The organism is Streptomyces sp. NPDC088261 (genome assembly GCF_044740805.1).
GTDB lineage: Bacteria > Actinomycetota > Actinomycetes > Streptomycetales > Streptomycetaceae > Streptomyces.
The window spans coordinates 54,533-76,578 of sequence record NZ_JBIURL010000017.1 but is presented as its reverse complement, the minus strand read 5'-3'; the positions used below and the strand labels follow the sequence as shown (position 1 = coordinate 76,578).

Here is a 22,046-nt window from a genome sequence, read left to right as displayed (position 1 = left end):
CGCCGGAAAACGCGGCCCGCAGCGGGCACCACCAAGCCCGTCCGGCGATTGAGGACAATCAGGAAGCCGCGCCCCCCACCGGGCCGCAGACGCTCGTCCGGCGCGAGGACTCGTAGGAAGTCGCCGCCCACCGGGAGGCTGGCGCTCGTCCGGCGTGAGGGCAACCACAACCGCGTCACGACAACGCGGAGCGCACCGCCTCCCCCACCGTTGGGAACGCGAACGTGAAGCCCGACTCCAACAGCCGCCCCGGCAGCACCCGCTGACTCGTCAGGATGTCCGACGACAGCTCGCCCAGCGCCGCCCGCAACACCACCCCCGGCACCGGAAACAGCGTGGGCCGCCCCAACGCCGCCCCCATCGCCGCCGTCACCTCCCGGTTCGTCGCCGGTGTCGGTGCCGTCAGGTTCACCGGGCCCGTCAGCGACTCCGTGTCGATCACGTGCCGCAGCGCCGCCACGTGGTCGTGCAGCGCGATGAAGCTCCAGTACTGGTCCCCCGACCCCAGCCGCCCGCCCAGGCCCGCCCGGAACAGCGGGAACAGCCGCCCCCACGCACCGCCCTTGGGCGACACCACGAGCCCCGAGCGCGCGAACACCGTCCGGATGCCCGCCTCCTCCGCCGCCGACGCGGCCTCCTCCCACTCCACGCACAGCGACGGCAGGAACCCGTCCCCGGGTGGCGCCGACTCGTCGACCGCGCGGTCACCCGTGTCGCCGTAGAACCCCACGGCGGAACCGGAGACCAGCACGCGGGGCGGTACCTCCAGCGACGCCACGGCCTCCGCGATCGCCGCCGTGCCGAGGACACGGCTGTCGCGGAGTTCCTTCTTGTACGCGTCGGTCCACCGGTGGTCGCCGATGCCCGCGCCCGCCAGGTGGACGACCGCCTCGCACCCGTGCAGCCCCGCCGTGTCGACGTACTGCCGCACCGGATCCCACTCCACCTCGTCGCCGGTCCGCGAGGGGCGTCTCACCAGGCGCACCACCTCGTGCCCGTCCGCGCGCAGGGAGCTGACAAGAGCCGTACCGATGAGCCCGGTGGAGCCGGTGACCGCGATCCTCATGCACCCATCCTGCCCCCGGGACACCCCATGGCACAGTTATGCCATGTCGGAATCGCAGATACGTCCCGCCGTCCAGGACGACGACGAGGCGCTGGGACGGCTCGACCGGGAGACCTGGTCGCCGCTCCACGCCGTGTCCCCCCGCCCGCGCCCGCCCTACGACCCGTTCTTCGACGACCGGCACCGCCCCGAGGAACACCTCGTCGCGGAGATCGGCGACCGCCTGGTGGGGTACGTGAGGATCGCCCGCCCCACCCCGCTCGCGTGCAACGCGCACGTACGGCAGATCCAGGGCCTCGCGGTGGCGGAGTCCGCGCGCGGACTCGGCATGGGCCGCGCCCTGCTGCGCGCGGCGGCGCTGCACGCGCGCAACCAGGGCGCGCGCCGGCTGACCCTGCGGGTGCTGGGGCACAACCTGCCGGCCCGGCGGCTGTACGAGGCCGAGGGCTTCGCCGTGGAGGGCGTGCTGCCCGGGGAGTTCCTGCTGGACGGGGAGTACGTGGACGACGTGCTGATGGGTCGTTCGCTCCTGGGGTGAGGACCCCTGGCCCTGGCGTGAGGCCGGAACCTCACGGCGTACCGAAGCGCTCCGACAGCCTCGGGAAACGGTCCGCCAGCGCCGTCGTGTCCTCGAAGTCGACCGGCGTGCCCTCCGGCTCCGCCGGCTGCGCCGCCACGCCGAGGTCCGGCGCCACCACACCCGTCAGCTGTTCGTACGCCTCGTCCGCCGCGTACCCCAGCTCCTCGCCGTCCCCGTCCAGATCCTCGTCGAACTCGTCCAGCAGCTCCGCGAGGCTGTCCGGATCGTGGAGCCCGCCCTCGAAGATCTCGCGGCCCTGGCCGATGAGCCAGCAGCGGAAGTAGTCGAAGGCGTCGTCGCTCGCGCCGCCGAGGAGGACGGCCGCCGCACCCCAGAGGTCCCAGTGGTACGCGCGGTTGTACCGGGCCTCGAAGTGCCGCGCGAAGTCCAGGACGGAGTCGGGGTCGAGCTGGAGCAGCCGCTCCACCAGCAGCTCGGCCTGGTCCTCGGGGTCGCCGTCGGCGGCCTCGCGGGTGCTGTCGATGATCTCCCAGAACTCCGTCTCGTCCATCACGGGTCCAGCATCGTGGTTGGCGGGGGCCCGCGCACGCGGAGGCACCGAAATGAGGGGGTGAATCATGAGCCGGAAGAAGTCGGACAGAAGGTGTCGCCATTTTGTGTGACGGTCGGTGCACGGCCGGGAGCTGGCCGGAACCGATGGAGGTGGCGGATGACGGAACAGCCGTTGACGGGGAGGACCGCGCTCGTGGCGGGGGCGACCCGGGGCGCGGGGCGGGCGATCGCGGTGGCGCTCGGGACGGCCGGCGCGACCGTGTACGTGACGGGGCGCACGACCCGCGAGAAGGCCAGCGAGGTCGGGCGGACCACGGAGACCATCGAGGGGACGGCCGAGCTGGTGACCGCCGCGGGCGGTGAGGGGATCGCCGTACCGACCGACCATCTGGAGCCGGACCAGGTCCGCGCGCTGGTGGCCAGGATCGACCGGGAGCAGGGCCGGCTGGACGTGCTCGTGAACGACGTCTGGGGCGGTGAGCACCTGGTCGAGTTCGGCAAGAAGATGTGGGAGACCGAGCTGGAACGGGGGCTGCGGATGCTGGACCTGAGCGTGAAGACCCACGCCATCACCAGCAGCTGCGCGCTCCCGCTGCTGGTCCGCAGGCCCGGCGGTCTGGTGGTCGAGGTCACCGACGGCACGGCCGAGTCGAACAGGAACTTCCGCGAGAACTTCTACTACGACCTCGCCAAGAACGGCCCCATCAGGATGGCGTTCAACCTCGCCGAGGATCTCAGGAGCGTCGGCGGTACGGCCGTGTCGGTCACCCCGGGCTTCCTCCGCTCGGAGCAGATGCTCGACCACTTCGGGGTACGGGAGGAGAACTGGCGCGACGGGGTACGGAAGGACGCGGCGTTCGCGATCTCCGAGTCGCCGGTCTTCGTCGGCCGCGCGGTCGCCGCGCTCGCCTCGGACCCCGACCGGCACCGCTGGACCGGCCAGTCGCTGTCCAGCTTCTCGCTGGCGCGGGCGTACGGGTTCACCGACGCGGACGGCAGCACCCCGGACGCCTGGGGGTACATCACGGACGTCGTGAACGGCGGCAAGAACGCCCCCGCGAGCGACTACCGCTGAGGCGGAGGAGCCGGCCGCCCCTCACCCGTACAGGGCGCTTAACGTACAGAGAGCTCACCCGTACAGCGCCCTCACCCGCTCCGCCGACTCCGCGAAGCGCCGGCGCAGGGTGAGGGGCGCCAGCACCTCCACCTCCGCCCCCAGCGCCAGCAGTTGCCCGTGCGCCACCTCCTCGGACTCCACCGGCAGCGTCAGCGTCACGCGGCCCTGGTCGTCCGGGGCGGGCGCCGCCTCGATCGCCTCGTGCGCCGACGCGCGGTCCACGGCGTACGGCAGGGCGCGGACGCCCTCCGGGGAGAGGCGGATCTCGATCTCCGTACGGAGCAGGGAGCGCGCGAACTGCGCCGCGCGCTCCTCCCAGAAGCCCGGCAGGTCGAAGGACTCGTCCCGTACGAAACGTTCCGCCAGCGGCTCCACCGCCGTGAAGCGGTCGAGCCGGTACACCCGGAAGCTGCCCCCGGCGCAGGCGCACAGGTACCAGACGCCCGCCTTCAGCACGAGCCCGTACGGCGCCAGCTCCCGCTCCACCTCCCCGTCCGCGCGCCGGTAGCGGGCCGACAGCAGCCGGTCGCCCCACACGGCCTCCGCGATCGCGGGCAGCAGCTCGGGGGTCTCCGGCTCCTGGTACCAGCCGGGCGCGTCCAGATGGAAGCGCCGCGCCGCCGACTCCGACGCGTCCCGCAGCGACGGCAGCAGCGCCGCCGACACCTTGAGCCGCGCGGCCGAGGACACGTCGTCCAGCCCCATCTCCCGCAGCGCCCCTGGCACCCCGGACAGGAACAGCGCCTCCGCCTCCCCGCGCGCCAGCCCCGTCAGCCGCGTGCGGTAGCCGCCGACCAGCCGGTACCCGCCGGTCCTGCCCCGGTCCGCGTACACCGGCACCCCCGCCTCGGAGAGCGCCTGGGCGTCCCGCGTGATGGTGCGCTCCGAGACCTCCAGCGCACCGGCCAGCTCGGCGGCCGTCATGGACGGTCTGGACTGGAGGAGAAGCACCATCTTGATCAGCCTGGCTGCGCGCATGGCTCCCATGATGCCGGGAAAACGCCGGGAAACCCCTGCCGCGCGGCGGCAGGGGTTTCGGGGCGGAATCCGTGCGGGGAGGCAGGATCCGTGCGGGGGAGAGGCCGGGGGGTGCGGCGCGGGCGGCTCAGAGGCCGTAGCGCTCGCGTGCCTCCAGGACCTTCTCCGGCTTGACCTCGCCGCGCCGCGCGAGCTGCGCGAGCGCCGCGACGACGACCGACCTGGCGTCCACGCCGAAGTGCCTGCGGGCCGCCTCGCGGGTGTCGGAGAGGCCGAAGCCGTCCGTCCCGAGCGAGGTGTAGTCCTGCTCGACCCACTGGCTGATCTGGTCGGGGACCTGGCGCATCCAGTCGCTGACCGCCAGCACCGGGCCCGGCGCGCCGGCCAGCGCGCGGGTCACGTACGGCACCCGCTCCTCGCCGCGCAGCAGCGCCTCGTCGGCCGCGAGGCCGTCGCGGCGCAGCTCGCCCCAGGAGGTGGCGGACCACACGTCGGCGGTGACGCCCCAGTCGGCGGCCAGCAGGTCCTGGGCCTCCAGGATCCAGTGGATCGCCGTGCCCGACGCGAGGAGCTGTATGCGGGGCGCGTCGGCCGTGGCGGGCACGCCCTCCTTGAAGCGGTAGAGGCCCTTGAGGATGCCCTCCTCGACGCCCTCGGGCATCGCGGGCTGCGGCATCGGCTCGTTGTAGACCGTCAGGTAGTAGAAGACGTCCTCGCCCGAGGGGGATTCGGGGGTGGGCGTGTACATCCGCCGCAGGCCGTCCTTGACGATCACGGCGATCTCGTACGCGAACGCCGGGTCGTAGTTCAGCGCGGCCGGGTTCGTGGACGCGATGAGGTGGGAGTGGCCGTCGGCGTGCTGGAGACCCTCGCCCGTCAGGGTCGTACGGCCCGCGGTGGCGCCGACGATGAAGCCCTTGCCGAGCTGGTCGGCGAGCTGCCACATCTGGTCGCCCGTGCGCTGCCAGCCGAACATCGAGTAGAAGATGTAGAACGGGATCATCGTCTCGCCGTGCGTCGCGTACGACGTCGCGGCGGCGATGAAGTCGGCCATCGAACCGGCCTCGGTGATCCCCTCGTTGAGGATCTGCCCGTCCTTGGCCTCCTTGTAGTAGAGCAACTGGTCGCGGTCGACCGGGTCGTACGTCTGGCCGAGCGGCGAGTAGATGCCGTACGCGGGGAAGAGCGCCTCCATGCCGAAGGTGCGCGCCTCGTCGGGGACGATGGGGACCCAGCGCTTGCCGGTCTCCTTGTCCCGCATGAGGTCCTTCATCAGCCGGACGAACGCCATGGTCGTGGCGACCGGCTGGGATCCCGAACCCTTGTAGACCGTCTGGAACGGCTTCTCGGCGGGCGCGGGCAGCGCGACCGCGTGCGTACGGCGGGCCGGGGCGGGGCCGCCCAGCTCCGCGCGCCGCTCCTGGAGGTAGCGGACCTCGGGGGAGTCGGCGCCGGGGTGGCCGTACGGCACCAGCCCTTCGTCCAGCTTGGAGTCCGGGATGGGCAGGTCGAGCAGGTCGCGCATGGTGCGGAACTGGTCGCCCGAGAGCTTCTTCATCTGGTGGTTGGCGTTGCGCGACTCGAAGCTGGCGCCGAGCGTGTAGCCCTTCACCGTCTGGGCGAGGATCACGGTCGGCGCGCCCTTGTGGGCGAGGGCGGCGCGGTAGGCCGCGTACACCTTGCGGGCCTCGTGGCCGCCGCGCGAGGTGAAGAAGCACTCCGCGATCTTCGCGTCCGTCAGCAGCCTGGCCAGCTCCACGAGGGCCGGCTCGGCGCCGAAGAAGTGCTCGCGGATGTACGCCACGTCACGGGTCGCGTACGTCTGGAACTGCGCGTCCGGCACCTCGCGCAGGCGCCGTACCAGCGCGCCCGTGGTGTCCAGGGCGAACAGCTCGTCCCAGGCGGAGCCCCACAGCGACTTGATCACGTTCCAGCCGGCGCCGCGGAACTGGGCCTCCAGCTCCTGCACGATCTTGAAGTTCGCGCGGACCGGGCCGTCGAGGCGCTGGAGATTGCAGTTGATGACGAAGGTCAGGTTGTCGAGCCGCTCGCGGGAGGCGAGGGCGAGGGACGCCGTCGACTCGGGCTCGTCCATCTCGCCGTCACCGAGGAAGGCCCACACGTGCGAGGCGGAGGTGTCCTTGATGCCGCGGTTGGCCAGGTAGCGGTTGAAGCGCGCCTGGTAGATCGCGGAGAGCGGGCCGAGGCCCATGGAGACGGTGGGGAACTCCCACAGCCAGGGCAATCGGCGCGGGTGCGGGTACGAGGGGAGCCCCTGGCCGCCCGCCTCCTGGCGGAAGTGGTCCAGGTCCTGCTCGCTGAGGCGTCCGTCGAGGAACGCGCGGGCGTAGATGCCGGGGGAGGCGTGGCCCTGGATGTAGAGCTGGTCGCCGCTGCCGTCCCCCTCCTTGCCCTGGAAGAAGTGGTTGAAGCCCGTCTCGTAGAGCCAGGCGGCCGAGGCGAAGGTGGCGATGTGGCCGCCGACGCCGTAGCGGGCTCCGCGGGTGACCATCGCGGCCGCGTTCCAGCGGTTCCAGGCGGTGATCCGGGACTCCATCGCCTCGTCGCCGTCGAAGGCGGGCTCGGCGGCGGTGGGGATGGTGTTGACGTAGTCGGACTCCAGCAGGGCCGGCACCTGGACCCCGGCGGTCCCGGCGTGCTGGAGGGTGCGGCGCAGCAGGTACGCGGCGCGGTGGGGGCCGGCATGCTCGGTGACGGCGTCCAGGGAGGCCGCCCATTCGGCGGTCTCCTCGGTGTCACGGTCCGGGAGCTGGTCGAGCTCGCTCGGAAGCTTGCCTACGGGGTCGGGCATGGTCGCCGCCTTCCGGACAGGAGGGGGGTGGAGAAAGGCCTTGTCTGGCAGGACAGGGCGAAGGACTGGGTGCAGCCCGTGTTCGACTGTAAATCGCTGATCGATGATCGATCAAAGGGGTACGGGGTAAAACTTCACGTTCTGAAGAAAGTGGCATCCGGTGCCGTGGACCAGGGCACCCAGTGACGCTCGATAAGCCGCGTCAAAAGGGCATGAATCAGGCGCGCGGCGCGCATCCGAGCACATGGACCTTCACCAGAGCGCCGATGGTCGGATCCCGCCGCCGGAACGCCTCGACGAGATCCTGGTGTTCCTCCGCGTACGACTTCTGTACGGTGCCGAGCCAGCGGATCGACAGCGCGGTGAACACCTCGATGCCCAGCCCCTCCCAGGTGTGCAGCAGCACCGCGTTCCCGGCGGCCCGCACCAGCTCCCGGTGGAACCCCACGGTGTGCCGCACCTGCGCGGTCCCGTCGGCCGTGCGGTCCGCGTCGTAGAGCGCCGCCACGTGCGGCTCCAGCGCCGAGCAGTCCCGGGCCAGCCGCTCCGCCGCCAGCTCCGCCGCGATCTGCTCCAGGCCGGCCCGTACGGGATAGCTCTCCTCCAGGTCGGCCGCCGTCAGGTTCCGTACCCGTACACCCTTGTTCGGCGCCGACTCGATCAGCCGCAGGCTCTCCAGCTCCCGCAGCGCCTCGCGCACCGGCGTCTGGCTGACCTGGAGCTCGGTGGCGATCCGCCGCTCGACGATCCGTTCGCCCGGCTTCCAGCGGCCGCTGACGATCCCCTCCACGATGTGCTCGCGGATCTGTTCGCGCAGCGAGTGGACGACGGGCGGAGTCATGGGAGGCGCTCCTCGGGGACAGGGTCGATGGGTAGACGATACGGCGGCGCCCCCGCCCGGAGTGATCCGGACAGGGGCGCCGTCGCCGTATGGGTGTCTCCGAGAGCCTTACAGGCCGAGTTCCACCTCGAACTCGCCGGCTTCCAGGATCGCCTTGACCGCCGTCAGGTAACGGGCCGCGTCGGCGCCGTCCACCAGGCGGTGGTCGTAGGAGAGCGCGACGTACGCCATGTCGCGCACCGCGATGGTCTCGCCGAGGTCCGGGTGGTTGATGACCACCGGGCGCCGGACGGTGGCACCGATGCCGAGGATCGCGGCCTGGTTCGGGGGCACGATGATCGTGTCGAACAGCGCGCCGCGCGAACCGGTGTTGCTGATGGTGAAGGTGCCGCCGGCCAGGTCGTCCGGCGTGATCTTGCTGGCGCGGACCGCCGCCGCCAGCTCCGCGGTCTTCTTGGAGATGCCGGCGATGTTCAGGTCGCCCGCGCCCTTGATGACCGGGGTCATCAGACCGCGCTCGGAGTCCACCGCGATACCGATGTTCTCGGTGTCGAAGTAGGTGACCGTGCCTTCGCCCTCGTTGATCCGGGCGTTGATGACCGGGTGGGCCTTCAGCGCCTGGGCCGCCGCCTTGACGAAGAACGGCATCGGCGAGAGCTTGACGCCCTCGCGGGCCGCGAACGACTCCTTCGCCTGGTTGCGCAGACGCATCAGCTTGGTGATGTCCACCTCGACCACGGTGGTCAGCTGCGCCTGCTCGTGCAGGGCCTTCATCATGTTGTCGCCGATGACCTTGCGCATCCGGGTCATCTTGACGGTCTGTCCGCGCAGCGGGGACGTCTCCAGCTTCGGTGCCTTCGGCGCGGCGGCCGGGGCCGGCGCGGCGGGGGCGGAAGCGGCGGCCTCGGCGGCGGCCTTGGCGGCCTCCGCGGCGGCGAGGACGTCCTGCTTGCGGATCCGGCCGCCGACGCCGGTGCCCTTGACCGAGCCCAGCTCGACACCGTTCTCGGAGGCGAGCTTGCGGACCAGCGGGGTCACGTACGCGCCGTCGTCACCGGCGGTCGCGGCGGGAGCCGGGGCCGGGGTGGCGGGCTTGGCCGGGGCGGGGGCGGCCTTCTGCGGGGCAGGGGCCGGGGCGGGGGCGGGGGCAGCCGGTGCCTGAGCCGCCGGAGCGGGCGCCGGGGCGGCCTGCTGCGGGGCGGGCGCGGCCGGGGCCTGCGGAGCCGGAGCCGGAGTCGGCGCGGGAGCCGCCGGTGCCGGAGCCTGGGCGGCCGGCGCGGGAGCCGGGGCCGGAGCCGCCGCCGGGGCGGGAGCGGCCGGAGCGGCCGCCGGGGCCGGAGTGGCACCCGGGGCGCCGATGACGGCGAGCCGGCCGCCGACCTCGGCGGTCTCGTCCTCAGCGACCACGATCTCCAGCAGGACGCCGGCGACCGGGGCGGGGATCTCGGTGTCCACCTTGTCGGTGGAGACCTCCAGGAGCGGCTCGTCGGCCTCGACCGACTCACCGACCTCCTTGAGCCAGCGGGTGACGGTGCCCTCGGTGACGCTCTCGCCGAGCGCGGGAAGGACGACGTCGGTGCCCTCGGAGCTGCCGCCGCCCGCCGCCGCCTGCGCGGTGGGGGCGGGAGCCGGGGCCTGGGTCTCGGTCGAGGGGACCGCCTCGGCCGTCGGGGCCGGCTGCTGCGGGGCCTCCTGGGCCGGTGCCTGCTCGGGGGCGGGGGCCTCCTGGGCGGGGGCCGGTGCGGCCTCGGGCTCGGCGGCCGGCGCCGCGTCGGCCGCGGGCGCGCCGGAGCCGTCGTCGATGACGGCCAGTTCGGCGCCGACCTCGACGGTCTCGTCCTCGGCGACCTTGATGGACGCGAGCACACCGGCGACGGGCGCGGGGATCTCGGTGTCGACCTTGTCGGTGGAGACCTCGAGCAGCGGCTCGTCGGCCTCCACGCGCTCACCCTCGGCCTTCAGCCAGCGGGTGACAGTGCCCTCGGTGACGCTCTCGCCGAGCGCCGGCAGGGTTACGGAAACCGCCATGGTTTCAGTTGCTCCTAACGAATGTGCGGTAGGTGGTCGTCGCCCGGACTGAGTCAGTCGTGGGAGTGGAGGGGCTTGCCCGCGAGCGCCAGGTGGGCCTCGCCGAGCGCCTCGTTCTGGGTCGGGTGCGCGTGGATGAGCTGCGCGACCTCGGCCGGCAGAGCCTCCCAGTTGTAGATCAGCTGAGCTTCGCCGACCTGCTCGCCCATACGGTCACCGACCATGTGGACGCCGACGACGGCGCCGTCCTTGACCTGCACGAGCTTGATCTCGCCCGCGGTCTTGAGGATCTTGCTCTTGCCGTTGCCCGCGAGGCTGTACTTGAGGGCGACGACCTTGTCCGCGCCGTAGACCTCCTTGGCCCTGGCCTCGGTGATGCCCACGGAGGCGACCTCGGGGTGGCAGTACGTCACCCGGGGCACGCCGTCGTAGTCGATCGGGACGGGCTTGAGCCCGGCCAGCCGCTCCGCGACGAGGATGCCCTCGGCGAAGCCGACGTGCGCGAGCTGGAGGGTCGGGACGAGGTCGCCGACGGCGGAGATCGTCTCCACGTTCGTGCGCATGTACTCGTCCACGACGACGTAGCCGCGGTCGATCGCGACGCCCTGCTCCTCGTACCCGAGGCCCTGCGAGACCGGGCCGCGGCCGATCGCGACCAGCAGCACCTCCGCCTCGAAGGTCTTGCCGTCGGCCAGCGTCACGCGGACACCGTCCTGCGTGTACTCGGCCTTGTCGAAGAAGGTGCCGAGGTTGAACTTGATGCCACGCTTGCGGAAGGCCCGCTCCAGCAGCTTGGAGCTGTTCTCGTCCTCGACCGGGACGAGGTGCTTGAGGCCCTCGATGACCGTGACGTCGGTGCCGAAGGACTTCCACGCCGAGGCGAACTCGACGCCGATGACGCCGCCGCCCAGGATGATCGCGGACTCCGGGACGCGGTTCAGCGTCAGCGCGTGGTCCGAGGAGATGATCCGCTCGCCGTCGATGACCAGACCCGGCAGCGACTTCGGTACGGAACCGGTCGCGAGCAGGACGTGACGGCCCTGGATCCGCTGCCCGTCCACGTCCACGGAGGTGGGGGAGGACAGCCGGCCCTCACCCTCGATGTACGTCACCTTGCGCGAGGCGACCAGGCCCTGGAGCCCCTTGTACAGGCCGGCGATCACGTCGTCCTTGTACTTGTGGACGCCCGCGATGTCGATGCCCTCGAAGGTGGCCTTGACCCCGAACTGCTCGCTCTCGCGCGCCTGGTCGGCGATCTCGCCCGCGTGCAGCAGGGCCTTCGTGGGAATGCAGCCGTTGTGCAGGCAGGTGCCGCCCAGCTTGTTCTTCTCGATCAGTGCGACGTCCAGGCCCAGCTGCGCTCCGCGCAGCGCCGCGGCGTAACCGCCGCTCCCGCCGCCGAGGATCACTAGGTCGAAAACGGTGCTGGCGTCGTTCGCCACGTCACGTCCTCCATGCATGTGCGCCGGGCGCGGTCGTCGACGACCGTCGCGGCGGCTGGTCTTCGGCCGCTGATTCTTCGGCCCTGTGGTGGGGGCCCTGTCCTGCCGAGAACCCATCTTCGCACTTGTTCACGGCACGCGGGACGCGGGGCCGGGGTCCGGGACGTGTGATGGAGCACCCCGGATGCCGTAACGCCCGCACGAACGTCCGTATTTCTTTCGCGGGGAGCCGCCCGCCGCGCGGGCCCGCCCGGTCCGGCCCGCGCCGTGGCGGGACCGGACCGGGCGGAAGGCTCAGCCCAGGTCGCCGGAGGCGGTGCGCTCGGCGAGCTTGACGAGGGTGCGGATCGCGGAGCCCGTACCGCCCTTGGGGGTGTAGCCGAACGGCGCCCCCTCGTGGAAGGCGGGGCCCGCGATGTCGAGGTGCGCCCACGTGATGCCCTCGCCGACGAACTCCTTCAGGAAGAGTCCGGCGACCAGGCCGCCGCCCATCCGCTCGCCCATGTTGGCGATGTCGGCGGTGGGGGAGTCCATGCCCTTGCGCAGGTCGGCGGGGAGCGGCATCGGCCACGAGGCCTCGCCGACCTCCTCGGCGATCTCGTGGATGGAGGTACGGAACGCGTCGTCGTTCGACATGATCCCGAAGGTGCGGTTGCCCAGCGCCAGGACCATCGCGCCGGTCAGCGTCGCCACGTCCACGATCGCGTCGGGGCTCTCCTCCGAGGCGCGGGTCAGCGCGTCCGCGAGGACCAGCCGCCCCTCGGCGTCGGTGTTGAGGACCTCGACGGTCTTGCCGCTGTACATGCGCAGGACGTCACCCGGGCGGGTGGCGGAGCCCGAGGGCATGTTCTCGGCCAGGGCGAGCCAGCCCGTCACGTTGACGCGCAGGCCGAGCCGGGCGGCCGTGACGACGGCGGCGAACACGGCGGCGGCGCCGCTCATGTCGCACTTCATCGTCTCGTTGTGCCCCGGGGGCTTGAGCGAGATGCCGCCCGAGTCGTACGTGATGCCCTTGCCGACCAGCGCGAGCGTCTTCTCCGCCTCGGGGTGGGTGTACGCGAGCCGCACCAGGCGCGGCGGGTTCACCGAGCCCTGGCCCACGCCGAGGATGCCGCCGAAGCCGCCCTTGGCGAGCGCCTTCTCGTCGAGCACCTGCACCTTGACGCCGTGGTCCTTGCCGGCGGCGGTGGCCACGGCGGCGAAGCCCTCGGGGGTGAGGTCGTTCGGCGGGGTGTTGATCAGGTCGCGGGCGCGGTTGACCTCCTCGGTCAGCGCGATCGCGCGGTCCGCGGCGGCCTTGTGGGCCTTGTCGCGGGGCTTGGCGCCGAGCAGGGCGACCTCGCCGAGCGGCAGCTTCGGGCCGTTGCCGTTCTTCTTGGCCGACTTTTCGCCGCCCAGGTAGACGGTGAAGGCGTACGCGCCCAGGAGGGCGCCCTCGGCGATGGCCTCGACGTCCTCGGCGGCCTCGACGGGCAGCGCGAACGCGGCCTTCTTCGTGCCCGACAGGGCGCGGGCGGCGGCGCCGGCGGCGCGGCGCAGCGCCTCGGAGCCGTACGCCCCGTCCTTGTCCGGGGCGGAGCCCAGGCCGACCGCGAGGACGACCGGCGACTTCAGGCCGGACGGGGCGGGGAGCTTGGTCACCTCGCCCTCGGCGCCCGACGCGCCCAGGGTCTCCAGGACGGCGGCGAGCTTGCCGTCGAACGCCTGGTCCACGGCTTCGGCGCCGGGCGCGACAACCGGCCCCCCGGCGCCCTTCGCGACGCCGACGACGATCACGTCGGCGCGCAGCGTCGCCGCCCCGGCTGTGCTGAGAGTGAGAGCAGTCACGGTGGTGAATTCTCGCTTCCGTTGAGTTTTTCGGCGGTCGAGGGATGGGCCGACCGTGCCCGCCGCATAGTAAGACCGATTCGGCCTGGTGCCCGCCGGGAACGAGCCTACGCTCGGTGAGATCCGGCCTTCACGGGGGCGTTGGCGGAGCGGACGGGCCCCGGTCGCCCGTACCGGGGTCAGCCGAGGGTCAGCACGACGAGCGCGGTGGTGGCGGCGGTTTCGGCCAGCGCGCCGAGGACGTCCCCCGTCACCCCGCCGAAGCGCCGGACGCAGTGCCCGAGCAGCAGGTGTGCGGCGCCCAGCGCGGCCGCCACCGCCAGCGCGTGGTGGATCGCCCCGGTGAAGCCGAACACCCCGCCCGCCACCGCGCAGACCGCCGTCGCCGCCAGCGCCGTGAGGACCGCCGCGCGCACCGGTACGGCTCCGGCGACGGCCGCGCCCAGGCCGTCGGGGCGGGCCGGGGGCACGCCCGTACGGCAGGCGACGGTGAGCGCGAGCCGGGCGGCCACCCCGGACACGGCCACGGCCACCGCGCCGTGCGCGGGGCCTTCCCCGTACAGCTCGGACACCGCCGCGACCTGCCCGAGCAGGACGAGCAGCAGCGTGATCACGCCGAACGGCCCGATGTCCGAGCGCTTCATGATCCGCAGGGCGTCCTTGGCCGGCTTCCCGCTGCCCAGCCCGTCCGCCGTGTCCGCGAGGCCGTCCAGGTGCAGTCCCCGCGTCAGTACGGCCGGTACGGCGACGGCGGCGACGGCGGCGAGGAGGGGCCCGGCGCCCGCTCGCAGCAGGACGGCGCCGACGGCCGCCGCTGCCACGCCGACCACCAGGCCCACGAGCGGCGCGGCCCGCATCCCGGCGCCGGCGGCCGGCCGGTCCCAGCGGGTCACCCGGACGGGCAGCACCGTGAGGGTGCCGAAGGCGAACCGCACGCCGTCGGCGGGCGAGGCGCGGGAGGTGTCCGCCGGTATGCCGCCCGCGGGGCCGTCCGTCGAGCCGTCGGTGGAGCCGTCCGTAGAAGTCATCGCGCGAAGGGTAGCCGGGGGGTGTCACCGGACGCTGACACCCAACGCCCCCTCAAAAGGCGCTGAATCCCGCAAACTTCCCATACCGTCACGTCGTACCGTCCCGTCCGGCACTCGGAAGCAGGTGGCATGGGTAACTGGTTTCACCAGAACATCGTCGAGCCGGGCAAGCTGCCCGCCCTGCTCGCGCTCGCGTCCTTCGTGCTGACCTTCGCCGTGACCCGTACGGTGACCCGGCTCATCCGGGCCGGGAAGGGGCCGTTCCGGAACATCTCACCGGGCGGGACGCACATCCATCATGTGGTCCCGGGGGTGATCCTCACCGTCATCGGCGGCTTCGGCGCGGTCGGCAGCGGGACCCAGGGGGTCACGGCCTGCGTGTGCGCGGTGATCTTCGGCCTCGGCGCGGGGCTCGTGCTGGACGAGTTCGCGCTGATCCTGCACCTCCAGGACGTCTACTGGTCCGAACAGGGCCGCCAGAGCGTGGAGGTGGTGGTGACGGCGGCGGCGCTGGCGCTGCTCGTGCTCAGCGGGTTCTCGCCGGTGGAGGTCAACTCCCTGACGACCCAGCAGCAGGAGAACCGGGCGTCGGTCATCGTGACGCTCCTGGTCAACTTCGCGTTCGTGCTGATCGCGGCGTTCAAGGGCAAGCTGCGCATGGCGCTGATCGGCACGCTGGTGCCGTTCGTGGCGCTGACGGGCGCGATCCGGCTGGCGCGGCCGGGCTCGCCCTGGGCCAAACGCTTCTACCGGGGGCGCCACAAGAAGCGGGCGAGGAGCACGCTGCGCGCGTACCACCACGACAAACGCTGGGTGGGCCCGCGCCGCCGCTTCCAGGACCTGATCGGCGGCGCCCCCACCCCGGACCCCGCGCGGACCCCGCACTGAGGGATCCGCGTGCGCCGGTACGAGGGCGGGCGCGCGGTCAGTCCGTGTCCGTCCCGTCCTCCGGGTCGTCCTCCGCGTCCGTCTCCGGAGCGGGGGAGAGGGGCGCCTCCGGCAGTTCCGCCGCCAGGGCGGCCGCCGCCTGCACCAGGGGCAGCGCCAACAGCGCCCCCGTACCCCCGCCGAGCGTGACGCCCTGGTCGAGCAGCGGCACCAGCGCCATCCGGTCCAGCGCCTTCGCCTGGGCGGGCTCGCCGCTCAGGTGGCCCGCCAGCCACCAGTCGGGGGCGCGGAACGCCGCCCGCTGGCCGACCAGCGCACACGCCGCCGACACCACACCGTCCAGGACCACCGGCACCCGGCGCACCGCGCTCTGGAGCAGGAAGCCCGTCATCGCCGCCAGGTCCGCGCCGCCCACCGTCGCCAGCAGCTCCAGCTGGTCGCCGAGGACCGGCCGCGCCCGGCGCAGCGCGTCCCGGACGGCCGCGCACTTGCGCATCCACGCCAGGTCGTCGATGCCCGCGCCGCCGCGCCCGGTGACCACCGACGCGTCCGTGCCGCACAGGGCGGCGATCAGGGTGGAGGCCGGAGTCGTACCGCCGACGCTCAGGTCGCCCAGGACGAGCAGATCGGTACCGGAGTCCGCCTCCTCGTCGGCGATCCGCATGCCGAGGCGTACGGCCTGCTCGGCCTCCTCGACGGTCAGCGCGTTCTCGACGTCGATACGGCCGCTGCCGCGCCGCACCCGGTGCCGTACGACCTCGTCGGGCAGCAGCCCGGGATCGCAGTCCAGCCCGGCGTCAACGATCCGCACCGGCACGCCCGTCCGGCGGGCCAGCACGGCGGCGGGGCTCTCGCCCTCCAGCATCGCCCGCACCAGTGCGTGGGTGCTGCCGGCGGGGCGTCCCGAGACGTCCAGTGAGGCCACCCCGTGATCCCCGGCGAACACCACCGCGCGCGGCTGGCGGATCGCCCCGACCGGGACGGACCCCTGCGCGGCGGAGAGCCACTCGCCCAGCTCGTCGAGGCGCCCGAGCGCCCCGGGCGGCACGACCAGCCGCTCCCGGCGTTCCTCGGCGTCACGCCGCGTACCGCCGTCGGGGCGCTCGATCAGATCGGAGAAGTCGTCGAGATTCAGCGAGCTCATTGCCCGAACATTAGCGAACGGGGCCGTGGTTGACCGGCGGAGGGACCGGCGGCGGCGCGCGCCCCGGCCCGCCGCCGCCCCCGCCTCACCCCCGCAGCGCCAAGGACTGGCCCGCCACCACCAGCAGGACGTGTTCGCACTGCTCGGCGACCGCCGCGTTCAGGCGGCCCAGTTCGTCGCGGAACAGGCGCCCCGAGACGTGCGCCGGGACGATGCCCGAGCCGACCTCGTTCGTCACCAGGACCACCGTGCGGGGGGTCGCCCGGACCGCCGCGACCAGCTCCGCCGTCCGTTCCCGCAGCGCCCGGCGGCCCCCCGGCTCCCACGCCTCCTCATTCCACGCGTCCACCCGGTCCATGGCGTCCGTCAGCCACAGCGACAGACAGTCGATCAGCAGCGGCGGCCCCTCCCGCGCGAGCAGCGGCACCAGGTCGCGGGTCTCGACCGTCCCCCAGCTGCCCGGCCTGCGCTCCCGGTGGGCCCGCACCCGCGCGTCCCACTCCGCGTCGCCGTCCCGGCCGCCGCCGGTCGCCACGTACACCACCCCCGGGAACGTGGCCAGCCGCCGTTCCGCCTCCCACGACTTGCCCGACCGGGCCCCGCCCGTCACCAGCGTGCGGCGCGGCACCCGGGGCACCGCGCGGTACGCGCCGACCGTCACCGTCGTCCCGTCGGCCACCGCCCGCGCGCCCGCCGCCGCGAGCCGCCGGTCCAGCTCCGCCCCGGGCGGCACGTCGTGGTCGAGGTGGACGGCGACGAGGTCCGTGGACGGCCCGACCGCCCCGGCCGCCCGCAGCCGCGCCACCGCGTCGGGCCGGCCGGTCACATCTGCCGCCACCAGGTCGTACGGAGCCGTCGCACCCCTCCCGGAGCCGTCCGGGAGCCCGGCGGGCGCGCCGCCCGGCGGCAGGTACAGCAGGCGCTCGCCGCCGGGCGCCGTCACCTCGTACCCCGTGCCGGGCGCGTCCATCGCCAGCGCCCTGACCCGGTGCCCGCTCAGGAGCGTCAGCACCCGCCCGTCCGCGACCCGCCCCGCCGCCGGAAGCCCCGCCGGCAGCTCCACCGCGGGCCCGTCGTGCGGATGGGTGAGCAGGACCTGCTGGACACCCGCCAGGGAGTGCCCCGCGCGCGCGGCGGCCAGCGCGGCCCCGGGGGTCAGGTCGAGCAGCAGGACCCCGTCCACCAGCAGCGCCGTCGCGGCGCGGGCCAGGGCGCCGCGGGCGGCGGCGCAGGCGGCGCAGGGGCAGTCGGGGCGGGGGAGTCCGGCGGGGGCTCCGGTGCCGAGCAGAGTCAGTTCCACGGAGATGATCCTCCCGTGTCGCCTCGTACGGTGCGCGCCCGGCTACGCTGCGGGCAGGAAGCTGATCAGTCGGGCGGGATCCGGGAGGCGCACATGGCGTGGACGTGGCGGTTCGAGAAGTCCGACGGGACAGAGGTCCCGCCGGCGGTGGAGCCCGAGGAGTTCACCACGCAGGGGGACGCCGAGTCCTGGATCGGTGAGGCGTGGAAGGAGCTGCTCGCGGGCGGCGCCGACCAGGTGCACCTCTTCGAGGACGGCACCAAGATCTACGGCCCGATGAGCCTGCACGCGGACCAGGGCGACGCGCCCGACGAGGCGGCGCCCGGGGCCGAGGCCGGGGCGAAGGCCGACACGGCGTCCGACACGGCGTCCGACGCGAAGGCCGAGGACCCGGCCACCGACCAGGTCTGACCGGGGCGGGGCGTCCGGGGACCAGGCGGTCCCCGGACGCCCTTTCCCGCGCCCCGCGCCCCGCGTGCAGTGCCCCGCGCGCCGTGCGCCCGGAGCCGTACCCCGTACCCCTACATCTCGCCGAGGGTCACGTTCGCCGTATGGGTCGTGCCCTGGCGGACGTACGTCACCCGGACCTTCTCCCCGGGGCTGTCCGACGCGAGCGTCTCGGACAGCGACTGGATCGTGGTGATCTGGTCGGGGCCCACCTTCGTGATGATGTCCCCGGCCTTGATCCCCGCGCCGGCCGCCGGGCCGTTCTTGGTGGCCGAGACGACGGCCACCCCGGCCGGCTGGAAGTCGGTGCCGAGGAACGTACGGCCGGTGATCCCCAGGGCCGCCCGGCCCGAGTTGGTGACACGCCCGCTCTTGATGATCTGCCCGGCGACGTTCTGCACCGTCGACCCGGGGATCGCGAACCCGATGCCCGGCGCGGCGCTGTCGCCCTCCTGGGGGTCGGTCGCGGCCAGCGTCGGGATGCCGATGACCTGGCTGTCCAGGTTGACCAGCGCCCCGCCGCTGTTGCCCGGGTTGATCGCCGCCGACGTCTGCACCAGGTTGGCGATCGTCGCGCCCGTCCCGCCGCCCGAGTCGCTCTCGGTCACGGTCCTGCCGACCGCCGAGACGATGCCCTGGGTGACGCTGCTCGACAGGCCCAGCGGCGACCCCATGGCCAGCACGATCTGACCCACCGCCACCTGGGAGGAGTCGCCGAACTTCGCCGCCTTGAGCCCGGAGGGGACGTTCGTCAACTTGATGACGGCGAGGTCCCCCTGCGGGAAGCTGGCGACCAGGCGCGCCTCCAACGGCTGCTCCCGCGTGGCGACGGTGACCGCGAAGGTCTTCCTCGAGCCGACGACATGGGCGTTGGTGACGATGTGGCCCTGGGTGTCGAAGATGACGCCGGAGCCGAGGGCGTTCCCCGCGTCGATCTCGACGACCGACGGCAGCACGTTCTTGATGACGCTCTCGTAGGCGCTCTGGAGGTCGTTCTGGGCGCGCTCCACGGACGCGGCCCGCGCCGGGAGGCCGGCCCCGGCCACGTCGGCGGCCCCCGTGTCGTCGCGCCCCGAGCCGGTGCCCGAGCAGCCGGCGGCGAGGGCCACCGCGCAGATCCCGGCGGTCAGGGGCAGCAGCAGCCGGCGCGCACGGCCCCGGAGAAGGGAAGCATTCATGCCCGGAGTATCCCTTTTGTCCGCAGGGGGGCGCCTGCGGTACGCGGCCGATCAGGGGGTGCCGTCCGCGCGGTCTCAGCCCCGCACGCCGCACAGATGGAGCAGCGCGGCGACCCGCCGGTACGGCTCCGTCCGCCCCGCGCGGTCCTCCGCGGCCAGCAGCCGCTCCAGGTCACCGTCGTCCGGCGGCGGGGTGCCGTTCGGGGCGAGGTCCGTGAAGACCCGCACCCCGTACCAGGCGTGCAGCGGCGCGGCGATCCCCGCGAGCGTCGCCGTCAGGGCGTCGAGCCGGTCCGCGCGGACCTGGACACCCAGGCGGTTGGTGTACGTGTCCGTGTCGAAGGCGTTCAGCGCCCCCGGCCAGTCCCCGGCGAGGCCGGGGCGCAGCGCGAGCGCGTCCGCGTTCCTCACCAGTAACGAGAGGAGGCCGCCGGACGCCAGCATCCTGGCCAGCCCCGCGAGCATCGCGTCGGGCTCCTGGACGTACATCAGCACGCCGTGACAGAGCACCACGTCGAAACTGCCGGGCAGGAAGTGGACCCCGGTCTCCAGGCCGTCGCCCTCGACGAGCGTGACGCGCTCACGTATCCCCGCCGGCTCGCCCGCGAGCGCCTCGCGGGCCGTCGCCAGCATGTCCGCGTCGGACTCCAGGCCGGTCACCGTGTGCCCGGCGCGCGCCAGCCGCAGGGCCTGCGTGCCCTGGCCCATGCCGACGTCGAGGATCCTCAGCCGCTGCCCCACCGGGTAGCGGGCCGCGATCTGCTCGTCCAGCTGCCGTGCGACCAGTTCCTGGCGGACGACGTTGCGTACCCCTCCGAGCCCGGCGAGCCAGCCTTTCGAGGCTCCCGCGAAACCGGAGACTCCGCTGCTCAGGGCCGCTGTCCGCGCTTGACCTGCGGCTTCGGGAGACGCAGGCGGCGCATCTGGAGCGTACGCATCAGCCCGTAGGCCACCGCGCCCCGCTTGGGGGTGTCGGGGAAGCGCACCGCCAGCTGCTTCTTCAGCCGCAGCCACAGGCCGATCGAGTCGACGACGATCAGCACGATCACGCCGAGCCAGAGCAGCAGCGCGATGTTCTGGAGCGAACCCACCCGGACCATGCTCAGGACCAGGATCACCACCGCGAGCGGCAGGAAGAACTCCGCCATGCAGAAGCGCGAGTCCACGTAGTCGCGGACGTAGCGGCGCACCGGTCCCTTGTCGCGGGCCGGCAGGAACCGCTCGTCGCCGCTGGCCAGCGCGGCGCGCTGGCGGGCCATGTCGGTGCGGCGCGCCTCGCGCTGCTGCTTCATGGCCGACTTGCGGTCGGTCGGCGTCGAGGCACGCCGCCGCTGCGACTGTGCCTCACTGCGCTTCGGGGTCGGGCGGCCCTTCGGGGCCTGCGGGTCGCGGGTCTGCGTGGAGAGGTCCGACGTCACCTGAGTGGCGGCCTTCTCTGTATTGGCGCGGCTACGGAACACAAAGCCCAAGGGTACGGGGTGTCGCGGTTGGGCCCCACCCCCGCGGGGAACGATCCCGCAACAGCGGACGTCTCTACCGGTACAGACGCGGACTTTGTCCGTTCCGGGCCTGTTGTGCGCCTGTTGTGCGCATGGTGTACCTGAGTTTCCTCAGGGTCGGCTACTCCTCGCGCCTGACCGGATCGGGGAACAGTCGTCCTTGGGGAGGAGCGCATTCGCCTCCGAACAGTGCGGTAATAGAGACAGGGCCCGTACTGTGGGTTCTGTTGAAGTGCTGGATCTCACGTCCGTCAGAAGGGGGCGCGCGAAGCCCATGAGCGGTGTCATGAAGCGTATGGGGATGATCTTCCGCGCGAAGGCAAACAAGGCCCTTGACCGGGCCGAGGATCCGCGCGAGACCCTCGATTACTCGTACCAGAAGCAGCTCGAACTGCTCCAGAAGGTGCGGCGTGGTGTGGCCGACGTGGCCACCTCGCGCAAGCGCCTGGAGCTTCAGCTGAACCAGCTCCAGGGGCAGTCGACCAAGCTGGAGGACCAGGGCCGCAAGGCGCTGGCGCTCGGCCGCGAGGACCTGGCGCGCGAGGCGCTGTCCCGCCGCGCCGCGCTCCAGCAGCAGGTCACCGACCTGGAGACGCAGCACACGACGCTCCAGGGCGAGGAGGAGAAGCTCACGCTCGCCGCGCAGCGCCTCCAGACCAAGGTCGACGCCTTCCGTACGAAGAAGGAGACGATCAAGGCCACGTACACCGCCGCGCAGGCGCAGACCCGGATCGGGGAGGCCTTCTCGGGCATCTCCGAGGAGATGGGCGACGTCGGCATGGCGATCCAGCGGGCCGAGGACAAGACGGCCCAGCTCCAGGCCAGGGCGGGCGCGATCGACGAGCTGCTCGCGTCGGGCGCGCTGGAGGACCAGTCGGGCGTGGCGCGGGACGACATCGCCGCCGAGCTGGACCGGATCTCCGGTGGTACGGATGTGGAGCTGGAGCTCCAGCGCATGAAGGCGGAGCTCGCCGGCGGTTCGCCGCAGCAGGCGATCGAGGGCGGCCAGGGCGACAAGCAGGACGCCCCCCAGAACCAGGACAAATTCAACAAACAGTAGGGGCTCGTCATGATCGTACGGATCATGGGGGAGGGCCAGGTGAAGCTCGCGGACAGCCACCTGGCCGAACTGAACACGCTGGACGACGAACTGCTGGCCGAGGTCAGGGGCGGCGACGAGGACGGCTTCCGCCGTACCTTCCACGCTCTCCTGGGCAAGGTCCGCGAGCTGGGCGAGCCGCTGGCGGAGGACGCCCTGGAGCCGTCGGGGCTGATTCTGCCGGCGCCGGGCGCGACGCTGGACGAGGTCCGCGCGCTGCTCGACGACGACGGGCTGATCCCGTCGGTCTGAAGCTGAT

The 22,046-nt window shown here is 72.9% G+C and carries 19 protein-coding genes and 1 pseudogene; 6 read left to right on the top strand and 14 right to left on the bottom strand.

The genetic code is table 11. The features are described from left to right. Positions 1-175 precede the first annotated feature (175 nt). A complete protein-coding gene (locus ACIODU_RS27505; protein WP_356430799.1) occupies positions 176-1,066 on the bottom strand; it encodes a TIGR01777 family oxidoreductase in 891 nt (296 codons plus the stop codon). Positions 1,067-1,109: 43 nt separating this feature from the next. Here ACIODU_RS27505 and ACIODU_RS27500 point away from each other — a divergent pair, with 43 nt between their 5' ends. Continuing rightward, the gene (locus ACIODU_RS27500) at positions 1,110-1,604 is read left to right on the top strand and encodes a GNAT family N-acetyltransferase (protein ID WP_401770667.1); all 495 of its coding nucleotides are present in this window, start codon (positions 1,110-1,112) and stop codon (positions 1,602-1,604) included. Positions 1,605-1,635: 31 nt separating this feature from the next. On the opposite strand, the gene ACIODU_RS27495 is transcribed toward ACIODU_RS27500, so the two are convergent. Then, complete coding sequence (locus ACIODU_RS27495; RefSeq protein WP_356430812.1) at positions 1,636-2,157, bottom strand: DUF4240 domain-containing protein; 522 nt, start codon at positions 2,155-2,157, stop codon at positions 1,636-1,638. Between the two features lie 159 nt (positions 2,158-2,316). Between ACIODU_RS27495 and ACIODU_RS27490 the strand changes: the two genes are divergently transcribed. After that, entirely contained in the window at positions 2,317-3,234 is a 918-nt protein-coding gene (locus ACIODU_RS27490) for an SDR family oxidoreductase (RefSeq protein WP_401770665.1), read from the top strand. 54 nt (positions 3,235-3,288) lie between these two features. Here ACIODU_RS27490 and ACIODU_RS27485 read toward each other — a convergent pair whose 3' ends face one another. The 7 genes from ACIODU_RS27485 to ACIODU_RS27455 all read right to left on the bottom strand — a co-directional run bounded on the left by ACIODU_RS27485 (position 3,289) and on the right by ACIODU_RS27455 (position 14,232). Next, positions 3,289-4,254, bottom strand: a complete 966-nt coding sequence (locus ACIODU_RS27485) for a helix-turn-helix transcriptional regulator (RefSeq protein ID WP_401770662.1) — start codon at positions 4,252-4,254, stop codon at positions 3,289-3,291. A gap of 127 nt (positions 4,255-4,381) precedes the next feature. Next, positions 4,382-7,066 (bottom strand): pyruvate dehydrogenase (acetyl-transferring), homodimeric type, encoded by a 2,685-nt coding sequence (gene aceE / locus ACIODU_RS27480; RefSeq protein WP_401770659.1) that lies wholly within the window; start codon positions 7,064-7,066, stop codon positions 4,382-4,384. A 217-nt stretch (positions 7,067-7,283) separates the two neighbouring features. Next, positions 7,284-7,907 carry a GntR family transcriptional regulator gene (locus ACIODU_RS27475; protein ID WP_161309229.1) on the bottom strand — a complete coding sequence of 208 codons (624 nt, stop codon included), beginning with the start codon at positions 7,905-7,907 and terminating at the stop codon, positions 7,284-7,286. Positions 7,908-8,015: 108 nt separating this feature from the next. Next, a complete protein-coding gene (gene sucB, locus ACIODU_RS27470; protein ID WP_401770657.1) occupies positions 8,016-9,935 on the bottom strand; it encodes a 2-oxoglutarate dehydrogenase, E2 component, dihydrolipoamide succinyltransferase in 1,920 nt (639 codons plus the stop codon). A 53-nt stretch (positions 9,936-9,988) separates the two neighbouring features. After that, complete coding sequence (gene lpdA / locus ACIODU_RS27465; RefSeq protein WP_356430789.1) at positions 9,989-11,377, bottom strand: dihydrolipoyl dehydrogenase; 1,389 nt, start codon at positions 11,375-11,377, stop codon at positions 9,989-9,991. A 294-nt stretch (positions 11,378-11,671) separates the two neighbouring features. Further along, the gene (locus ACIODU_RS27460) at positions 11,672-13,204 is read right to left on the bottom strand and encodes a leucyl aminopeptidase (RefSeq protein WP_327236951.1); all 1,533 of its coding nucleotides are present in this window, start codon (positions 13,202-13,204) and stop codon (positions 11,672-11,674) included. A gap of 179 nt (positions 13,205-13,383) precedes the next feature. Then, positions 13,384-14,232, bottom strand: a complete 849-nt coding sequence (locus tag ACIODU_RS27455; protein ID WP_401770653.1) for an adenosylcobinamide-GDP ribazoletransferase — start codon at positions 14,230-14,232, stop codon at positions 13,384-13,386. 129 nt (positions 14,233-14,361) lie between these two features. Between ACIODU_RS27455 and ACIODU_RS27450 the strand changes: the two genes are divergently transcribed. After that, positions 14,362-15,120, top strand: a complete 759-nt coding sequence (locus tag ACIODU_RS27450) for a hypothetical protein (protein WP_356430786.1) — start codon at positions 14,362-14,364, stop codon at positions 15,118-15,120. Positions 15,121-15,157: 37 nt separating this feature from the next. Here ACIODU_RS27450 and cobT read toward each other — a convergent pair whose 3' ends face one another. Together cobT and ACIODU_RS27440 are read right to left on the bottom strand one after the other, a co-directional pair. Further along, a complete protein-coding gene (gene cobT / locus ACIODU_RS27445) occupies positions 15,158-16,255 on the bottom strand; it encodes a nicotinate-nucleotide--dimethylbenzimidazole phosphoribosyltransferase (protein WP_401770833.1) in 1,098 nt (365 codons plus the stop codon). A 94-nt stretch (positions 16,256-16,349) separates the two neighbouring features. Then, on the bottom strand, positions 16,350-17,564 hold the full coding sequence (locus ACIODU_RS27440) for a bifunctional adenosylcobinamide kinase/adenosylcobinamide-phosphate guanylyltransferase (RefSeq protein ID WP_401770651.1): 1,215 nt from the start codon (positions 17,562-17,564) through the stop codon (positions 16,350-16,352). A gap of 93 nt (positions 17,565-17,657) precedes the next feature. Here ACIODU_RS27440 and ACIODU_RS27435 point away from each other — a divergent pair. Then, positions 17,658-17,858 (top strand): annotated as a pseudogene (locus ACIODU_RS27435) (hypothetical protein); the annotation flags it as partial. A gap of 227 nt (positions 17,859-18,085) precedes the next feature. Here the strand turns inward: ACIODU_RS27435 and ACIODU_RS27430 are convergent. From ACIODU_RS27430 to ACIODU_RS27420, 3 genes are all read right to left on the bottom strand, one after another. Further along, the gene (locus ACIODU_RS27430) at positions 18,086-19,189 is read right to left on the bottom strand and encodes a S1C family serine protease (protein WP_401770648.1); all 1,104 of its coding nucleotides are present in this window, start codon (positions 19,187-19,189) and stop codon (positions 18,086-18,088) included. Positions 19,190-19,264: 75 nt separating this feature from the next. Beyond that, on the bottom strand, positions 19,265-20,062 hold the full coding sequence (locus ACIODU_RS27425) for a class I SAM-dependent methyltransferase (RefSeq protein WP_401770830.1): 798 nt from the start codon (positions 20,060-20,062) through the stop codon (positions 19,265-19,267). Next, positions 20,059-20,649 (bottom strand): DUF3043 domain-containing protein, encoded by a 591-nt coding sequence (locus ACIODU_RS27420; RefSeq protein WP_356430780.1) that lies wholly within the window; start codon positions 20,647-20,649, stop codon positions 20,059-20,061. Before ACIODU_RS27420 ends, ACIODU_RS27425 begins: the two co-directional genes overlap by 4 nt. Before the next feature lie 313 nt (positions 20,650-20,962). On the opposite strand from ACIODU_RS27420, the gene ACIODU_RS27415 reads away from it, so the two are divergent. After that, positions 20,963-21,748, top strand: a complete 786-nt coding sequence (locus ACIODU_RS27415; RefSeq protein ID WP_356430778.1) for a PspA/IM30 family protein — start codon at positions 20,963-20,965, stop codon at positions 21,746-21,748. A gap of 9 nt (positions 21,749-21,757) precedes the next feature. After that, positions 21,758-22,039 (top strand): hypothetical protein, encoded by a 282-nt coding sequence (locus ACIODU_RS27410; RefSeq protein WP_356430777.1) that lies wholly within the window; start codon positions 21,758-21,760, stop codon positions 22,037-22,039. The last annotated feature ends 7 nt before the right edge of the window (positions 22,040-22,046 follow it).

Excerpts from the sequence above, each read along its gene's own strand:
- ACIODU_RS27505 (WP_356430799.1), bottom strand. The coding sequence starts at position 1,066 with ATGAGGATCGCGGTCACCGGCTCCACCGGGCTCATCGGTACGGCTCTT.
- ACIODU_RS27500 (WP_401770667.1), top strand. The coding sequence starts at position 1,110 with ATGTCGGAATCGCAGATACGTCCCGCCGTCCAGGACGACGACGAGGCG.
- ACIODU_RS27495 (WP_356430812.1), bottom strand. The coding sequence starts at position 2,157 with ATGGACGAGACGGAGTTCTGGGAGATCATCGACAGCACCCGCGAGGCC.
- ACIODU_RS27490 (WP_401770665.1), top strand. The coding sequence starts at position 2,317 with ATGACGGAACAGCCGTTGACGGGGAGGACCGCGCTCGTGGCGGGGGCG.
- ACIODU_RS27485 (WP_401770662.1), bottom strand. The coding sequence starts at position 4,254 with ATGCGCGCAGCCAGGCTGATCAAGATGGTGCTTCTCCTCCAGTCCAGA.
- aceE (WP_401770659.1), bottom strand. The coding sequence starts at position 7,066 with ATGCCCGACCCCGTAGGCAAGCTTCCGAGCGAGCTCGACCAGCTCCCG.
- ACIODU_RS27475 (WP_161309229.1), bottom strand. The coding sequence starts at position 7,907 with ATGACTCCGCCCGTCGTCCACTCGCTGCGCGAACAGATCCGCGAGCAC.
- sucB (WP_401770657.1), bottom strand. The coding sequence starts at position 9,935 with ATGGCGGTTTCCGTAACCCTGCCGGCGCTCGGCGAGAGCGTCACCGAG.
- ACIODU_RS27455 (WP_401770653.1), bottom strand. The coding sequence starts at position 14,232 with ATGACTTCTACGGACGGCTCCACCGACGGCTCGACGGACGGCCCCGCG.
- ACIODU_RS27450 (WP_356430786.1), top strand. The coding sequence starts at position 14,362 with ATGGGTAACTGGTTTCACCAGAACATCGTCGAGCCGGGCAAGCTGCCC.
- ACIODU_RS27430 (WP_401770648.1), bottom strand. The coding sequence starts at position 19,189 with ATGAATGCTTCCCTTCTCCGGGGCCGTGCGCGCCGGCTGCTGCTGCCC.
- ACIODU_RS27415 (WP_356430778.1), top strand. The coding sequence starts at position 20,963 with ATGAGCGGTGTCATGAAGCGTATGGGGATGATCTTCCGCGCGAAGGCA.
- ACIODU_RS27410 (WP_356430777.1), top strand. The coding sequence starts at position 21,758 with ATGATCGTACGGATCATGGGGGAGGGCCAGGTGAAGCTCGCGGACAGC.